Genomic DNA, 16,812 nt, shown 5'->3' with positions numbered 1-16,812 from the left:
CCGATAAGCCGTTCAGTCCTGCTGGGGCACCAGGGCCGCGCGCAGGGTTTCGATGGCGCTGTCGCGGGCGGCGCCGTCGGCAAACTGCGGGCCGTCGCCAACGCACTCACCTTCCAGCCACAGGCTGAAGCCCAGGCCTTCGTGGCGCACGTCAAGCTCGCCGCCCTGCTGCAGTTGCTTGCTCACAGCACCTGCGGTCTTGCCGTCGGCGAAGTTACGCGACAACAGCAGTTGCTCGCCATCGGCCGCCAGCAGGCGGAAGCGGAAGCTGCCGTCGTCTTCGCGGAAGCTGACAAAGCGCGCGGTCTTGGCCGCCTTCTTCTTGACCTGGGCAGTGGCCTGCTCGACGTTACGGAACGAGCGCAGGCCGACCGCTTCGCGCAGCTCCTCAAGGAACGGCGTGGCCACCTTGCGGGCTTTTTGCGCGCCGGCCAGGAGGATGTCCTCAAGGTCGGCCGGGCGGCTGATCAACTGGTGATAACGCTCGCGCGGCTCGCTCAGCTGGCCATCGAGCAACTGGAACAGGCGCTGCTTGGCTTCGCCCCAGCCCAGGCCCTGGAGCAGTTCGCTGCGAAACTCATCGGCCTGGGAGGCAGTGGCGAAGGCCTGGAACAGGGTGAACAGGTGCGCGTTGTCCGGATCCTTGGCTTCGCCCGGGGCGCGGGAGTCGGTGACGATGCGCGAGATGGCATCCTTCATGTCCTTGGCGCTGGTGAACAACGGGATGGTGTTGTCGTAGCTCTTGGACATCTTGCGCCCGTCCAGGCCCGGCAGGGTGGCGACGCTTTCTTCGATCAGCGCTTCGGGCATGGCGAAGAATTCCTTGCCCTGGCCGAACAGGTGGTTGAAGCGCTGGCCGATGTCGCGGGCCATTTCCACGTGCTGGATCTGGTCACGGCCGACTGGCACCTTGTTGGCGTTGAACATCAGGATGTCGGCGGCCATCAGTACCGGGTAGCTGTACAGGCCCATGCTGATGCCGGCATCCGGGTCTTCGCCGTTCTCGACGTTCTTGTCCACCGACGCCTTGTAGGCGTGCGCGCGGTTGAGCAGGCCCTTGGCCGCAACGCAGGTCAGCAGCCAGGTCAGCTCGGGAATCTCGGGGATGTCGGACTGACGATAGAAAGTCACTCGCTCCGGGTCCAGGCCACCGGCCAGCCAGGTCGCGGCGATTTCCAGGCGCGAGCGCTGGATGCGCTGCGGGTCGTCGCATTTGATCAGGGCGTGGTAGTCGGCCAGAAAATAGAACGAGTCGACACCCGGCTCACGGCTGGCGAGGATCGCCGGGCGGATGGCACCGGCGTAGTTGCCCAGGTGAGGCGTGCCCGTGGTGGTGATACCGGTAAGGATGCGCGTAGTCATGGGTAATCGCTTATCAGGCTTGTATCAGTTCGAAAGGCGTGGCAGCACCAGTTCCTTGAGGTCGGTGAGCTTGCCATGGAAAAAGTGTCCGCATTCTGCCACTTTCAGCAGCTCATGGGGGCGTGGCAGTGCGCCGGACCAAGCGTAGACGATCTGCGGATCGATCACTTCGTCGGTTTGCGGCTGGATCACGCTCAGCGCGCAGCCTTGTGGCAAGGTGTCGTGATCCTGCAGGCGCATCACCGCTGGCGCAACCATGAACAGGTGCTTCAATTCGATACCGTTTGCTTCCAAACGCCCGCCGAGGCTGGCCGCAACAAAGCCGCCGAATGAAAAACCCATCAGGGTCAGGGGCAGTCGCGGATGTTGTTCCAGCAGCCAGGTCGCTGCCGCCTGAGCATCGTCCACTTCGCCGCTGCCCATGTCATGGTTACCGGCGCTGGCACCGACACCACGGTAGTTGAATCGCAAGGTGATGTAACCGGCATCGCGGGCGGTGCGCTGCAGCATCGACACCACCTTGTTGGTCATGGTCCCGCCCTGCACCGGGTTAGGGTGACACAGCAACACCACGCCACGGGCGTCGGCAACATCAAGGTACAAGGCTTCCAGTTGGCCGACCGGGCCATCGATGAATACGGGGGTTTCGCGGATAAGCAAGGATAAACTCCGTGACCTCGGAAAGGGTCGACTCGTCTAGCTGAATGATTCTGTCTGAGATATTTGCGATCGTTCGCGGTATACAGCGCAGGTCCGAGCCGTTAACGTAAAGCAAAGCCGTTTATAGAGGAAGGACTCGTGGAACTCTCGCTCTTAGTTTGGTTGTTGCCGACCCTGGCCCTCGTCGTGGGTGTCGTCGTTGGTTTCCTGGTCGCCCGCCTGCTGCCCAATGCCGCACCGAGCAGCACCCAGCGTCAGCTGGATGATATCCAGGAACGTTTCGACAGCTACCAGAATGAGGTGGTTACTCACTTCAACAGTACGGCTGCGCTGGTCAAAAAGCTGACCCAAAGTTACCAGGACGTCCAGGATCACCTGGCCGAGGGCGCCAACCGCCTGGCCCTGGACGAACTCACCCGCCAGCGCCTGCTGGCCGCCCTGCACTCCGAAGCCGTGCAGCCTGCGCGTGATCGCCTGACCCCGCCGAAGGACACCGAGGTGCCGCGCGACTACGCACCGAAAGCGCCCAACGCACCGGGCATGCTCGATGAGCATTACGGGCTCAAGCGTTAAAAATACAAACCCCGCCAACTGGCGGGGTTTTTTATTATGGCTGCTGTTGCAGCCTGCAGGAGCGGGCTTGCCCGGTGATGAGCCTCAGCAATACCAAGGCGCCTCCCCCTCCCGGTAGCCATACTTCTCCCGCGCCTCATCCAGCACCCGCCGCTCAACTCCACCCTGGCGCACCAGGCTGTGCAGGCTTGCCAGAACAATGCTGAAGCGATCGACCTCGAAGAACCGGCGCAACTGCTGGCGGGTATCACTGCGGCCGAAACCGTCGGTACCCAGCGTCACATAAGGTGCCTGTACATATTCAGCAATCAATTGCGGCCAGGCCCGCACGTAATCGGTTGCCGCAATCACCGGCGCGTCACCGTCCAGGCAGCGCTGCACATGGCTCAGATCAGCACTGCCCTGCCCCAACCGGCCGGCGCGATCTACATCCCGCGCCTCACGCGCCAGCTCGCTGAAGCTGGTGACACTGAACACTTCACTGGCAACCTGCCAGTCGCTGGCCAGCAGTTCACTGGCAGCAATCACCTCGCGCAGAATCGCCCCGGAGCCCAGCAGGCGCACCCGCCCCTGGGCAGCCGGCAGCTGCTGTTCGACATAACGGTACATGCCGCGCAAAACCTCTTCATGCACCTGCGCCGGCAGGGACGGCTGTGGATAGTTTTCGTTCATCACCGCGACATAATGAAATTCATCGCACTGTTCAGTGAGCATGCGCCGCGCCGCGTACTCGAGGATCACCGCCAGCTCGCCAGCAAAGCACGGCTCCCAGGCCCGGCAGTTGGGCACCATCGAGGCCATCACCAGGCTTGAACCGTCCTGGTGCTGCAGCCCCTCTCCGCCCAGCGTGGTGCGCCCGGCAGTGGCGCCCAGCAGCAGGCCACGGGCGCGCTGGTCGGCGGCGGCCCAGATCAGGTCACCGACGCGTTGAAAGCCGAACATCGAGTAATAGATGTACACCGGCAGCATCGGTTCGCCATGCACCGCGTAGGACGTTGCCGCCGCCACCCAGGAAGAAATCGCCCCGGCTTCGGTAATACCTTCCTCCAGCAACTGGCCATCGCGCGCTTCCTTGTAGGACAGCAACGACCCTGCGTCTTCCGGCTCGTAGCATTGCCCCTGGGGCGAGTAGATGCCGATCTGCCGGAACAGGCTGGCCATGCCGAAGGTGCGCGCCTCGTCGGCGACTATCGGCACCACCCGCGGCCCCAGCTGCGGCGCCTTGAGCCAAGCGCTGAGCATGCGCACGGCGGCCATGGTGGTGGACATTTCCTTGCCGTCGGCCTGCAGGGCGAAGCCGCCCATGGCCTCCAGCGCTGGCACCGGCACCGGGCGTACGTCGCTGCGCCGAGCAGGCAGCGGCCCACCCAGAGCTTCCCGCCGCTCGCGCAGGTAGCGCATTTCTGCGCTGTCTTGGTCCGGTCGATAGAACTGCAACTGTTCGACCTGCGCGTCCGACAGCGGCAAATGAAAACGATCACGAAAGGCTAGCAAGGCCTGCACGTCGAGCTTCTTGGCCTGGTGCGCGGTCATTCGCGACTCACCGGCGGCGCTCATGCCGTAGCCCTTCTTGGTCTTGGCCAGAATCACCGTTGGCCGGCCCTTGCAGGCCTTGGCGGCGGCGAAGGCGGCGTACAGTTTGCGAAAATCGTGGCCACCGCGTTTCAACGCATTGATCTCGGCCGAGCTCATGTGCTCCACCAGCTTTTGCAAGGCCGGTTGCTGGTTGAAAAAGTGCTCGAGGTTGTAGGCGCCATCTTTGGCCCCAAGGTTCTGGAACTGCCCGTCCGGGGTCGCCGCCAACTGGCGCAACAGCACGTGCTCGGTGTCACGAGCGAACAATGCGTCCCACTCCGAGCCCCAGAGCACCTTGATCACGTTCCAGCCGGCGCCACTGAACAGCGCTTCAAGTTCCTGGATGATCTGACCATTACCGCGCACCGGTCCGTCCAGGCGCTGCAGGTTGCAATTGACCACGAAGGTCAGGTTATCCAGTTGCTCGCGGGCGGCCAGGGTCAAGCCGGCAATCGACTCCGGCTCGTCCATCTCGCCATCGCCAAACACCCCCCAGACGTGCCGGGCACTGGTATCGAGCAACTGGCGGTTGTGCAGGTAGCGCATGAACCGCGCCTGGTAGATCGCGTTGAGTGGGCCGATGCCCATGGAGCCTGTCGGAAACTGCCAGAAGTCCGGCATCAGCCACGGATGTGGGTAGGAGCACAGGCCCTTGCCAGCCACTTCCTGGCGATAGCTGGCCAGTTGCTCTTCGCTCAAACGCCCTTCCAGGAAGGCCCGGGCATAAATGCCCGGCGCCGAATGCGGCTGGAAGAACACCAGGTCAGCGCTGCGTTGCTCGCCACCGGCCTCACCGCGAAAAAAGTGCTGGAAACCGACTTCGAAAATCTCTGCGGCCGAGGCATAACTGGCGATGTGCCCGCCGAGGTCGCCATAAGCGTGGTTGGCCCGCATGACCATGGCCAGGGCGTTCCAGCGCAGGATGCTGGTGATGCGCTCATCGAGATCCAGATCACCCGGATAGACGCCCTGCTGCTCCACCGACAAGCTATTGCGATAGGCCGAAAAGGCCTGGGCCCCGCGCTCCAGGCCCAACTCGCGGGCATGGGTTTGCAGTTGCTGCAGCAGAAACCGCGCACGCTCCGGGCCGCAATGCAGCAGGGTCGAATCCAGTGCGTCCAGCCATTCGGCGGTTTCCCCCGGGTCGCTGTCCTGCTGTGGATCGCCCGGGCGCCGCGGCACACCTTCGCCAGGCACAAGGTTCATCATTGCCACCATTGCATTGACCTCGTCCGTGAAAGGTTAGGCGCAGGCCTTGAGCGCTTGTTGAATATCCGCCAGCAGGTCGTCGATGTCCTCCAGGCCCACCGACAGGCGTACCAGCCCTTCGGAAATGCCGTACTGCGCACGCTCCTCTGGGGTATAGCTGGAGTGGGTCATGCTTGCCGGGTGTTGGGCCAGCGATTCGGCATCGCCAAGGCTGACGGCACGGCTGAACAACTGCAGGGCATTCATGAAACGCCTGCCGGCAGTGATGCCGCCCTTGAGTTCAAAGGCGATCATGCCGCCCGGCAAACGCATCTGCCGCTGGGCCAGCTCATATTGAGCAAAGCCGGGCAGGCCGGGGTAATTGAGCATTTCAACTTCCGGCTGTTGCTCGAGGTATTCGGCAATGGCCTGGGCGTTGCTGCAGTGGCGCTCCATGCGCAAGTTCAGGGTTTTCATCCCGCGCATCAGCAAGGCGGCGTCATGGGGCGACATCACCGCACCGGTCATGTCTTTCAAGCCTTCCAGACGAATCCGATCCACCAGCGCCTTGCGCCCCACCACCAGGCCGGCAGTGATATCGCCATGGCCACTGAGGTACTTGGTCGCCGAATGCACCACCAGGTCGGCGCCCAGCTCCAGGGGTCGCTGCAGGTACGGGGTGCAGTAGGTGTTGTCCACCACCACGCTGATATCGTGCTGGTGCGCAAGCGCGGCCACGGCGGCGATATCGGTCATCTGCATGTTGGGGTTGGCCGGGGTTTCGAAATAGATCACCCGGGTATTGCCGTTGATCGCCGCCGCAACTGCCTGCAGGTCGCTCATATCGACATGCCGTACCTTGACCCCGAACTCGCCAATGCCATGGTGTAAAAAGGCAAAGGTGCAGCCGTACAGGGTGCGCCCCACCAGCACCTCGTCGCCGGGGCGCAGCAGGGTCCACAGGGTCGCGGTAATCGCGCCCATTCCCGAAGCCAGCGCCAGGCCGGCTTCGCCGCCTTCGAGCGAGGCCATGCGTTGTTCCAGCAAGGCCAGGGTAGGGTTGGAAATCCGGCTGTAGAAATGTCCGGCCTGTTCCCCGGCGAAGCAGGCAGCGCCGTACTCGACGGTCGGAAAAGCAAAGGTCGCGGTCTGGTAGATCGGTGGCACCAGGGCACCACTGTGTTCCAGTGGATCGTAACCGTGGTGAATGGCGCGGGTGGCAAAACCTGAATTGTTATTGGAGCCGCTCATGGCAAACAGCCTCTAGTGGTTTGTTATAAGCTTATGCCACTGAGGTGCTGATTTTTTTCCAAATGTAGCCGTCCTTGCGGAAGGTTATTGACATAAAAACAACGATTTCAGACCACGGAGGGTAAAACATGCCTACAACCATCGATCGCACCGATCGAGCGTTGCTCGCGGCCTTGCAAGACAACGCGCGCTTGACGGTTTCCGAGCTGGCCGACCAGGTCGCACTGACCACCTCGCCGTGCTGGCGACGGATCAAGCTACTGGAAGAAGCCGGCTACATCATCGGCTACCAGGCCATCCTCTCGCCCAAGTCGCTGGGCTTTGGCGTAACCGCTTTCGTCAGCATCATGATGGACTCGCACAGCAAGGAAATGGCCCGCGCCTTCGAGCAGCGGCTGATGGAAATCCCCGAAATCGTCGCCTGCCACAACATCTCCGGGCGTTATGACTTCCTGCTGGAAATCCTTGCCCGGGACCTTGAGTCATTCGGTGAGTTTGCCCGCGAAGTGCTGCAGACCTTGCCCGGGGTGAAAGAGATTTACTCGAGCTTCTCGTTCAAGGCAGTGAAGGAGAAGCGGGTGATTCCGGTGTCGGAAAAGCACATCTGAATTCAAATCCCGTTCCTACAATGTGGGAGCGGGCTTGCCCCGCGATTTTCCCACTGCATCGCCCTGTAGGAAGCAAATTTCTCGCTGCTCAGAAAATCCTGACTCCAACTGCCACCCCGCACGACAGACATCCCCACCTGTAAATCTGCATCCTGTGCGCAAGACGCACCAGGAAGCATTTCACTGGCGCCCACCGTCAACAACCAGGGGTTGTTCTGAATGACCTTAAGCACCGATGCGCCTTTCACCTCTCCATTCTCCAAAGCGAACCTGGCCCGAATGCAGAAAGGCTATCCGCCCCGCGCGCCATTTTCAGAAACGGTCAAGAATCGCCGTTCTTATGAAATGCGCCATATCGTGCCAACGAGCGAGGGCGGTGCACTGTATGACCTGGACAACCTGCGAATCCTGACACCCAAACAATGCATCAGCCTCTATGGTGATCAGCAATGATATTGCTCCAGAGCAGCTTTGCTGATTACACGGCAACCGAGTTCGAATTGCTGATCGAGAACATTATCGAGGCCGCTGGCACCGAGCTCTATCAGGACACCTTGCTAGAGCACTTCATCGCAGTGACGCAACATCCAGAGGGCTCGGACCTGATTTTTTACCCGGCTGGCGGTCAGGAGCCAACGCCGCAGAAAATTATGAAGCAGATCCTGGAGTGGCGAGTAGCCAACGGCAGGCCTGGACTGAAGGTGGGCTGAATGAGGGCCCATCGCGGGGCAAGCCCGCTCCTACCGTGCGGTGAATTCGACCAACAAAAAGCCCCACCGAAGTGGGGCTTCTTGTTCAGCGCCAGCGCTTAGATCGCGCCACGCTTGCGCAGCAGCTCCAGCACCTGCTTGACGCCGTCTTCCAGGCTGACGTTCTGGGTGTCGATCACCAGGTCCGCATCCAGCGGTACGTCATACGGGAAGCTCTCGCCCGGGATGTTGTCGCCGCCGGCGGCATACAGGCCCTGCGGGTCACGCTCGCGGCACGCCAGAGGCGAAGCCTGGACGTAGACCGTAAGCAGGCGTTCCTTGCCGATCAGCGCCTTGGCCTGTTCGCGGCCTTCGGCGTCCGGGGCGACGAAGGCGGCCAGGGTCAGCAGGCCGGCTTCGTTGAACTGACGCGCAACGTGCGCGGCACGGCGCCAGTTCTCGGTGCGCCCGGCGCGGTCCTGCGGCAAGCCTTTGTTCAGGTCGTGGCGCAGGTTCTGGCCATCGAGCACATACACCGCACGGCCCATGTCGAACAGCTTGCGCTCCACGGCATAGGCCAGGGTGCTCTTGCCCGCGCCCGAGAGGCCGCTGAACAGCACGGTGGCTGGCTGCTGACCGAAACGCAGGGCACGTTCTGCGGTGTCCACGTGGGCCAATTTGCCGTGCTGGCCAACGCTGCCATGTGGCACAACCGGTGGCGCGATGATCATGCCGGCGCCAACGGTGCCGTTGGTCAGGCGGTCGATGACAATAAAGGCACCGGTGGTGCGGTTGCTGTCATAGCCGTCCAGCGCGATCGGCGCGTCGAGGCTGACCTTGACCTTGCCGATCTCGTTGAGCTGCAGGGCACTGGCGGCGCCCTGCTCCAGGGTGTTGACATCGACCTTGTGGGCGATGCTGGCAATCGAGCCCGGCACATAGCTGGTGGCGCGCTTGATGTCGTATTTTTTGCCCGGCAGCATCGGCTCTTCAGCCATCCATACCAGCATGGCGTCGAACTGGTCGGTCACCGGCGGGACGTTGTCGGCGTGCACCAGCAGGTCGCCACGGGAGATGTCGATCTCGTCTTCCATAGTCAGGGTCACGGCCTGGCCGGGGCCGGCGTTTTCCAGCTCGCCTTCGAAGGTGACGATGGACTTGACCCGGCTGCTCTTGCCCGACGGCAGCACGACGATTTCATCGCCCTTGTGCACCACGCCGCTGGCCAGGGTACCGGCGAAGCCGCGGAAGTTCAGGTTCGGCCGGTTGACGTACTGCACCGGGAAGCGCAGGTCGGTGAAGTTGCGGTCGGCCGCGACTTCGACGGTTTCGAGGATTTCCATCAACGCCGGGCCCGTGTACCACGGCGAACGCTCGCTGCGGTTGACCACGTTGTCGCCCTTGAGCGCCGACATCGGCACGAAGTGCAGGCTGCTCGGGCTCATGTTGATGGCTTCGGCGAACTTCAGGTAGTCGGCCTTGATGCTCTCGAACACGCCCTCGTCAAAGCCTTTGAGGTCCATCTTGTTGACCGCGACGACGATGTGCTTGATGCCCAGCAACGAGGCAATGTAGCTGTGCCGGCGGGTCTGGGTCTGCACACCGTAGCGGGCATCGACCAGGATGATCGCCAGGTCGCAAGTCGACGCACCGGTGGCCATGTTGCGGGTGTACTGCTCGTGGCCCGGGGTGTCGGCGATGATGAACTTACGCTTGGCGGTCGAGAAGTAGCGGTAGGCCACATCGATGGTGATGCCTTGCTCGCGCTCGGCCTGCAGGCCGTCGACCAGCAGCGCCAGGTCGATGTCGTCACCGGTGGTGCCGACCTTCTTCGAGTCGCGGGTGATGGCTTCCAGATGGTCTTCGTAGATCATCTTCGAGTCGTGCAGCAGGCGCCCGATCAGCGTGCTCTTGCCGTCGTCGACGTTACCGCAGGTAAGGAAGCGCAGCAGCTCTTTACGTTCGTGCTGGGCCAGGTAAGCGAGGATGTCCTCGCTGATCAGATCAGATTGGTGGCTCATTACATTCAAGCTCCAAGCTGTAAGCTTCAAGCGGCAAGCTTGTCGGCATACAACTAGTCAGAAATTTTGTTGATCAACCCGCTCAGCATTCTTGAAAGCTCACGAGTCTCTGTAATCCACTCATTCGACAAAGGCTTTGGCAGATAGCCTACCTCTCCCCCGATGATGATCTGCGTACGCAACTCACCGCAGGACGCCTTGGCAATACACAGATAGCGAACCTTTTCTTTTGCCGTTCTGCGCTCCATGCCTTCGGCGATATTCGACGGAACGGAAAGTGCCGCCCGGGTGATCTGATCCTTGAATCCAAGATCCCGGCACACCCTCTGCTGCGTGTAAATCGCTACCGCCAAATCTTTGCATCTCTGCCAAACAGCAAGCTTCTCAAAGTCCATTGTTAAGCACTCTCACGCACCCACAATGGGGCGGCAGCCGACAAAACCCAGAAGCTACGCACCTTGCTTCTAACTTGCAGCTTGCCGCTTGTAACTTGAAGCTTAGAAGTACCCTTGACGTTTTTTGTCTTCCATTGAGCCGGCGCCATCGTGGTCGATGACCCGGCCCTGGCGCTCGGAAGTGCGCGTCAGGAGCATTTCCTGAATGATGTCGGTGAGGCTTTCGGCCTCCGACTCCACCGCGCCCGTCAACGGGTAGCAGCCAAGGGTACGGAAACGCACCTTCTTCTTGACGATACGGGCCTTTTCTTCCTCCGAGAGGTGCTCGAGGATGCGCGCGTCGTCGATCATGATCAGGGTGCCGTTCTTCTCGATCACTTCACGCTCGGCGGCGAAGTACAGCGGCACGATCGGGATGCCTTCGAGGTAGATGTACTGCCAGATGTCCAGCTCGGTCCAGTTCGACAGCGGGAACACGCGAATCGATTCGCCCTTGTTGACCTTGCCGTTGTAGACGTTCCACAGCTCCGGACGCTGGTTCTTCGGGTCCCAGCGGTGCTTGCTGTCACGGAACGAGTAGACCCGCTCCTTGGCCCGCGACTTCTCTTCGTCGCGGCGCGCGCCACCGAAGGCGGCATCGAAGCCGTACTTGTCGAGCGCCTGCTTGAGGCCCTCGGTCTTCATGATGTCGGTGTGCTTGGCACTGCCGTGGGTGAACGGGTTGATGCCCTGGGCGACGCCGTCCGGGTTGACGTGGGTGATCAGCTCCAGGCCCATTTCCTCGACCATCTTGTCGCGGAAGCTGTACATCTCCTGGAATTTCCACTGGGTGTCGACGTGCATCACCGGAAACGGCAGCTTGCCCGGGAAGAAGGCCTTGCGCGCCAGGTGCAGCATCACGGCCGAGTCCTTGCCAATCGAGTACAGCATCACCGGGTTATCGAACTCGGCGGCCACCTCACGAATGATGTGGATGCTTTCCGCCTCCAACTGTTTCAAATGCGTCAGTTTGTCGACCATGGCTACTCACGGAAATACGATCTTATGGACGGCCAGCGGGCCGTGTTCGAGCGGGCCACTTTATCACAGCGCCCGATTCTATTTAGGCAGCCAACTAGAACGAAACAGTATAAGAATATGCCCTGCCGTTTTAGCTTTATATAGGGTTCGGGCAGTCGATGAACAGGTGTTCCAGGGCAAACCGTCGGGCCAGGTAATCGCCCAGCGCCTGCACGCCGTAACGCTCGGTGGCGTGGTGGCCGGCGGCGATGAAGCTGATGCCGTTCTCGCGGGCGCTGTGGAAGGTCTGCTCGGAGGCTTCGCCGCTCAGGTACAGGTCGACACCGGCAGCAATCGCCTGGTCGATATAGCCCTGGCCGCCGCCGGTACACCAGCCGACCCGGCGGATGATCTGCTCGCCTTCGATCAACAGCGGCTCACGGCCCATCACCTCCTGCACCTTGCGGGCAAAATCGCGCGCCGACATGGGTTCGGCGAGCGAGCCGACCAATCCGACAATGCGCGGGTTCTGCGGGTCCAGCGGGCCTTCGACAGTGATGTCGAGCTGGCGCGCCAGCTGCACGTTGTTGCCCACTTCCGCGTGCAGGTCCAGCGGCAGGTGGTAGGACAACAGGCTCAGGTCGTTTTTCAGCAGGGTTTTCAGCCGGCGCTGCTTCATGCCGGTGATGCACGGGTTCTCGCCCTTCCAGAAATAGCCGTGGTGCACCAGCACCAGGTCGGCTTCGGCTTCGACTGCAGCGTCGAGCAACGCCTGGCTTGCGGTCACGCCGCTGACGATGCGGGTCACTTGCGGGCGGCCTTCAACCTGCAGGCCGTTGGGGCAGTAGTCCTGGATTTTGGCGCTGCCGAGGTAGCGTTCAGCTTCCTCGACCAGGGTACTCAAGGCAACAGCCATGGAAAGACTCCTCAATTTCGCAGTTCAGCGCGGCCCAAGGCCCCGTATAATGAGCGGCATTATGGGCCGTCGCCGGGTTTGGGGAAACCGACGGCAGTTGCCTGGGGGCTGGCATTGTTGGTTTTCGTGACGATTTAACAGTTCCTGCACAAGCCGCAGCGCAGTATGATCGCGCGCGTTTACGCTCCCAGCTGTCATCGGCCCTCTGCCAACTCCCAGGATTCGTTCAATGTTCAAGGCTTTGCGTTACTTTGGCTGGCCGCTGCTGGTCGGCGTGCTGATCGCCCTGTTGGTCATCCAGCGCTTTCCGCAGTGGGTCGGCCTGCCCAGCCAGGACGTCAACCTGCAGCAAGCCCCGCAAACCACGCGGATCATGCAGGGGCCGGTGTCCTACGCCGACGCCGTGAGCATCGCCGCCCCCGCGGTGGCCAACCTGTACACCACCAAGGTGGTCAACAAGACCGCCCACCCGCTGTTCGAAGACCCGCAGTTCCGCCGCTTCTTTGGCGACAACCTGCCCAAGCAGCGCCGCTGGGAATCGAGCCTGGGGTCGGCAGTGATCATGAGCCCGGAAGGCTACCTGCTGACCAACAACCACGTGACCTCCGGTGCCGACCAGATCGTGGTGGCGCTCAAGGACGGCCGCGAAACCCTGGCACGGGTGATCGGCAGCGACCCGGAAACCGACCTCGCGGTGCTGAAGATCGACCTGAAGAACCTGCCGTCGATCACCATCGGCCGCTCCGACAACATCCATATCGGCGACGTCGCCCTGGCCATCGGCAACCCCTTCGGTGTCGGCCAGACCGTGACCATGGGCATCATCAGCGCCACCGGCCGCAACCAGCTGGGCCTGAACAACTACGAAGACTTCATCCAGACCGACGCCGCAATCAACCCGGGCAACTCCGGTGGCGCCCTGGTCGACGCCAACGGCAACCTCACCGGCATCAACACGGCGATCTTCTCCAAGTCCGGCGGCTCGCAAGGCATCGGCTTTGCCATCCCGACCAAGCTGGCTCTGGAGGTGATGAAGTCGATCATCGAGCACGGCCAGGTGATTCGGGGCTGGCTGGGGATCGAGGTGCAGCCGCTGAGCCAGGAGCTGGCCGAGTCGTTCGGCATGCAGGGGCGCCCGGGCATTGTCGTGGCTGGGATTTTCCGTGATGGCCCGGCACAGAAGGCCGGCCTGGAGCTGGGTGACGTGATCCTCAGCATCAACGGCGAACCGGCCGGCGATGGCCGCCGCTCGATGAACCAGGTGGCGCGGATCAAGCCCAATGACAAGGTGGCGATTCAGGTGATGCGTAACGGCAAGGAATTGAAGCTGACTGCTGAAATCGGCTTGCGTCCACCGCCGGCACCGGCAGCCAAAGAAGAAAACTGATGGGTTAACAGCATCGCGGGGCAAGCCCGCTCCCACAGGTTTTGTGGTTTACCTGTGGGAGCGGGCTTGCCCCGCGATGGGGTCAGTGCAGAATCTGACTCAGGAACAACTTGGTCCGCTCATTCTGCGGCCGGTCGAAGAAGTCGTCCGGCGCCGCCTGCTCTACAATCTCGCCTTTATCCATGAAGATCACCCGGTTCGCCACGGTGCGGGCAAAGCCCATTTCGTGGGTCACGCAGAGCATGGTCATGCCGTCTTCGGCAAGGCCAACCATGGTATCGAGTACTTCCTTGACCATCTCAGGGTCGAGCGCCGAGGTCGGTTCGTCGAACAGCATGATCTTCGGCTTCATGCACAGCGCCCGGGCAATCGCTACCCGTTGTTGCTGGCCGCCCGATAGCTGCCCGGGAAACTTGTTGGCCTGCTCCGGAATTCGCACCCGCTCCAGATAGTGCATGGCAATTTCCTCGGCCTTGCGCTTGGGCATCTTGCGCACCCACATCGGCGCCAGGGTGCAGTTCTGCAGGATGGTCAGGTGCGGGAACAGGTTGAAGTGCTGGAACACCATGCCGACTTCGCGGCGGATCGCTTCGATCTGCTTGAGGTCGTTGGTCAGCTCCACGCCATCGACGACGATGCGCCCTTGCTGGTGCTCCTCAAGACGGTTGAGGCAGCGGATGGTGGTCGACTTGCCCGAGCCCGACGGCCCGCACAGCACGATACGCTCGCCCTGGCGCACGTTCAGGTTGATGTCCTTGAGCACGTGGAACTGGCCGTACCACTTGTTCACGCCCTGCATCTGAATAATGCCTTCAGGGCTCACAGGCTGTTTGATCGCTTCACTCATGGGAACACTCCTAACGCTTGTGGCCTGTGTCCAGCTTGCGCTCCAGATGCATGGAGTAGCGGGACATACCGAAACAGAAAATCCAGAAAACCAGGGCGGCAAATACATAGCCCTCGGTCGCCATGCCCAGCCAGGTCGGGTCGGCAGCTGCCTGCTTGACGCTGTTGAGCAGGTCGAAGAGGCCGATGATGATCACAAGGCTGGTGTCCTTGAACAGGGCAATGAAGGTGTTGACGATGCCGGGGATTACCAGCTTCAGGGCTTGCGGCAGAATCACCAGGCCCATCGAGCGCCAGTAGCCCAGGCCCATCGCCGCAGCGGCTTCGTACTGGCCCTTGGGAATAGCCTGCAGGCCGCCACGCACCACTTCGGCGATGTACGCCGACTGGAACAGGATCACCCCGATCATGGCCCGCAGCAGCTTGTCGAAGCTCATGCCCTCAGGCAGGAACAACGGCAGCATCACCGAGGACATGAACAGCACGGTAATCAGCGGCACGCCGCGCCAGAACTCGATGAAGGTCACGCAGACCACCTTCACCGCCGGCATGTTCGAACGCCGCCCCAGCGCCAGCAGGATGCCCAGCGGCAAGGCCCCGACGATGCCCACGGTGGCGATCACCAGGGTCAGCATCAGCCCGCCCCACTGGTTGGTCGGTACCGTGGCCAGGCCCAGGTAGCCGCCGTGCAGCAGGGTGTAGGCGATGATCGGGTACAGCACCAGAAAGCCCAGGCCGTAAACCGCCTTGCGCGGGAAGCGCGAGATGAACAACGGCGCGGCGCCGATTACCGCCAGCCAGACGGTCAGGTCGACACGCCAGCGCAGCTCGCTCGGGTAGTAACCGTACATGAACTGGCCGAAGCGCTGCTGGATGAACACCCAGCAGGCGCCCTCCTTGGTGCAGTCGGCGCGGGTGGTGCCCACCCAGTTGGCGTCGAAGATCGACCACTGCAGCAGCGGCGGCACGATCAGCCACACCAGGTACACGGCAAACAGCGTCAGCAGGGTGTTGAGCCAGCTGGAGAACAGGTTGGCGCGCATCCAGGCCATTACGCCGACGGCTTTGACCGGTGGAGGCATATCAGGTTTGAAAACATGGGTACTCATGCGCTTGTCCTCACCGCTCGATCAGCGCAATGCGCTTGTTGTACCAGTTCATCAGCAGGGAAATGCTGATGCTGATGGCCAGATAGACGCTCATGGTGATGGCGATCACCTCGATGGCCTGGCCGGTCTGGTTAAGCACGGTACCGGCGAACAGCGAGACCATTTCCGGGTAGCCGATACCGGCCGCCAGCGAAGAGTTCTTCGCCAGGTTCAGGTACTGGCTGGTCAGCGGCGGGATGATCACCCGCAGCGCCTGGGGAATGATCACCTTGCGCAGCGTCGGCCCTTCGCGCAGGCCCAGGGAGCGAGCCGCCTCGGTCTGGCCGTAGCTCACCGAACGGATGCCGGAACGCACGATTTCGGCGATGAACGCTGCGGTATAGATGGTCAGTGCCAGGGTCAGCGCCAGCAGTTCCGGGATCAATACCCAGCCGCCGACGAAGTTGAAGCCCTTGAGCTGCGGCATCTCCCAGTGCACCGGCGCGCCGAACAGCAGCACGCACAACGCCGGAATGCCGAAGAACAGGAACAGGCCGACCCAGAATTTGTGGAACGGCTCGCCGGTGGCCTCAAAGCGCCGGTTGGCCAGGCGCACCATTACCACAATGGCAAGGATTGCCAGTGCGACGGCGACGACGAATGGCCAGAATCCATCGGCCATGGCAGCACCGGGCATGTTCAGGCCCCGGTTGCTGATAAAGAAGGTGTCGTTGAGATTGATGCTACCCCGCGGTCCCGGCAGGGTCAGGAACACCGCGAAGTACCAGAACAGGATCTGCAGCAGCGGTGGGATGTTACGGAAAGTCTCGACATACACAGTGGCCAGCTTGCTGATCATCCAGTTCGGTGACAGTCGTGCCACACCGATGATGAAGCCCAGCAGGGTCGCGAGGATGATGCCGATGAAGGTTACCAGCAGGGTGTTGAGCAGGCCGATTACGAACACCCGCGCATAACTGTCCTGTTCGGTATAGGGGATCAGGTGCTGGGCGATGCCGAAACCGGCACTGCGTTCGAGAAAGTCGAAGCCCGAAGTGATCCCGCGGTGTTGCAGGTTGGTCTGGGTATTGTGAAACAGGTACCAGCCCAGACCGACCACCGCGACCACGGTGATAATCTGGAACAGCCACGCACGCACACGTGGATCGCTCAGGGATAGTCCCTTGGGTGCGCCGATATTATTTTGCATGTAATGCCCCGCAAGGAAGGGAACCGAACAGCCTGCGGCGGCCG

The 16,812-nt window shown here is 61.8% G+C and carries 16 protein-coding genes; 5 read left to right on the top strand and 11 right to left on the bottom strand.

The genetic code is table 11. The features are described from left to right. Positions 1–12: 12 nt before the first annotated feature. Together ACIOVF_RS09620 and ACIOVF_RS09615 are read right to left on the bottom strand one after the other, a co-directional pair. Positions 13–1,362, bottom strand: a complete 1,350-nt coding sequence (locus tag ACIOVF_RS09620) for a tryptophan--tRNA ligase (protein WP_045197286.1) — start codon at positions 1,360–1,362, stop codon at positions 13–15. A 24-nt stretch (positions 1,363–1,386) separates the two neighbouring features. Further along, positions 1,387–2,022 carry an alpha/beta hydrolase gene (locus tag ACIOVF_RS09615; RefSeq protein WP_045197284.1) on the bottom strand — a complete coding sequence of 212 codons (636 nt, stop codon included), beginning with the start codon at positions 2,020–2,022 and terminating at the stop codon, positions 1,387–1,389. A gap of 138 nt (positions 2,023–2,160) precedes the next feature. On the opposite strand from ACIOVF_RS09615, the gene ACIOVF_RS09610 reads away from it, so the two are divergent. Further along, complete coding sequence (locus tag ACIOVF_RS09610; RefSeq protein WP_038998843.1) at positions 2,161–2,595, top strand: YhcB family protein; 435 nt, start codon at positions 2,161–2,163, stop codon at positions 2,593–2,595. Positions 2,596–2,679: 84 nt separating this feature from the next. Here ACIOVF_RS09610 and mdeB read toward each other — a convergent pair whose 3' ends face one another. Further along, entirely contained in the window at positions 2,680–5,376 is a 2,697-nt protein-coding gene (gene mdeB, locus ACIOVF_RS09605) for an alpha-ketoglutarate dehydrogenase (RefSeq protein WP_045197885.1), read from the bottom strand. A 36-nt stretch (positions 5,377–5,412) separates the two neighbouring features. Then, entirely contained in the window at positions 5,413–6,609 is a 1,197-nt protein-coding gene (locus ACIOVF_RS09600) for a methionine gamma-lyase (RefSeq protein WP_045197282.1), read from the bottom strand. Between the two features lie 128 nt (positions 6,610–6,737). Between ACIOVF_RS09600 and ACIOVF_RS09595 the strand changes: the two genes are divergently transcribed. The 3 genes from ACIOVF_RS09595 to ACIOVF_RS09585 all read left to right on the top strand — a co-directional run bounded on the left by ACIOVF_RS09595 (position 6,738) and on the right by ACIOVF_RS09585 (position 7,927). Continuing rightward, positions 6,738–7,217, top strand: a complete 480-nt coding sequence (locus tag ACIOVF_RS09595; protein WP_045197280.1) for an Lrp/AsnC family transcriptional regulator — start codon at positions 6,738–6,740, stop codon at positions 7,215–7,217. A gap of 219 nt (positions 7,218–7,436) precedes the next feature. Next, complete coding sequence (locus tag ACIOVF_RS09590) at positions 7,437–7,670, top strand: HNH endonuclease (protein ID WP_156160195.1); 234 nt, start codon at positions 7,437–7,439, stop codon at positions 7,668–7,670. Beyond that, on the top strand, positions 7,667–7,927 hold the full coding sequence (locus tag ACIOVF_RS09585) for a bacteriocin immunity protein (RefSeq protein WP_045197278.1): 261 nt from the start codon (positions 7,667–7,669) through the stop codon (positions 7,925–7,927). The genes ACIOVF_RS09590 and ACIOVF_RS09585 overlap by 4 nt, the downstream gene beginning before the upstream one ends. Positions 7,928–8,025: 98 nt before the next feature. On the opposite strand, the gene cysN is transcribed toward ACIOVF_RS09585, so the two are convergent. The 4 genes from cysN to ACIOVF_RS09565 all read right to left on the bottom strand — a co-directional run bounded on the left by cysN (position 8,026) and on the right by ACIOVF_RS09565 (position 12,237). After that, positions 8,026–9,927 (bottom strand): sulfate adenylyltransferase subunit CysN, encoded by a 1,902-nt coding sequence (cysN, locus tag ACIOVF_RS09580; RefSeq protein WP_045197276.1) that lies wholly within the window; start codon positions 9,925–9,927, stop codon positions 8,026–8,028. Between the two features lie 53 nt (positions 9,928–9,980). Continuing rightward, positions 9,981–10,322, bottom strand: coding sequence for a four helix bundle protein (locus tag ACIOVF_RS09575; RefSeq protein WP_401289056.1), 342 nt, complete (start codon positions 10,320–10,322; stop codon positions 9,981–9,983). A 102-nt stretch (positions 10,323–10,424) separates the two neighbouring features. Continuing rightward, complete coding sequence (cysD, locus tag ACIOVF_RS09570; protein WP_038998836.1) at positions 10,425–11,342, bottom strand: sulfate adenylyltransferase subunit CysD; 918 nt, start codon at positions 11,340–11,342, stop codon at positions 10,425–10,427. A 136-nt stretch (positions 11,343–11,478) separates the two neighbouring features. Next, entirely contained in the window at positions 11,479–12,237 is a 759-nt protein-coding gene (locus ACIOVF_RS09565; protein ID WP_045197274.1) for a Nif3-like dinuclear metal center hexameric protein, read from the bottom strand. A 229-nt stretch (positions 12,238–12,466) separates the two neighbouring features. Here ACIOVF_RS09565 and algW point away from each other — a divergent pair, with 229 nt between their 5' ends. Beyond that, positions 12,467–13,624, top strand: coding sequence for a Do family serine endopeptidase AlgW (algW, locus tag ACIOVF_RS09560; protein WP_010220741.1), 1,158 nt, complete (start codon positions 12,467–12,469; stop codon positions 13,622–13,624). Positions 13,625–13,706: 82 nt separating this feature from the next. Here algW and ACIOVF_RS09555 read toward each other — a convergent pair whose 3' ends face one another. From ACIOVF_RS09555 to ACIOVF_RS09545, 3 genes are read right to left on the bottom strand one after another with little or no spacing between them, the layout of a single operon-like run. Then, complete coding sequence (locus ACIOVF_RS09555) at positions 13,707–14,471, bottom strand: amino acid ABC transporter ATP-binding protein (protein WP_010220739.1); 765 nt, start codon at positions 14,469–14,471, stop codon at positions 13,707–13,709. A 10-nt stretch (positions 14,472–14,481) separates the two neighbouring features. Continuing rightward, positions 14,482–15,579, bottom strand: a complete 1,098-nt coding sequence (locus ACIOVF_RS09550; protein WP_045197269.1) for an amino acid ABC transporter permease — start codon at positions 15,577–15,579, stop codon at positions 14,482–14,484. 10 nt (positions 15,580–15,589) lie between these two features. Then, complete coding sequence (locus ACIOVF_RS09545) at positions 15,590–16,768, bottom strand: amino acid ABC transporter permease (RefSeq protein WP_045197267.1); 1,179 nt, start codon at positions 16,766–16,768, stop codon at positions 15,590–15,592. Between the last annotated feature and the right edge of the window lie 44 nt (positions 16,769–16,812).

The organism is Pseudomonas sp. NPDC087612 (assembly GCF_044743505.1).
Lineage (GTDB): Bacteria > Pseudomonadota > Gammaproteobacteria > Pseudomonadales > Pseudomonadaceae > Aquipseudomonas.
The sequence above is the reverse complement of the archived record's forward strand: the minus strand, read 5'-3'. Positions and strand labels throughout refer to the sequence as shown.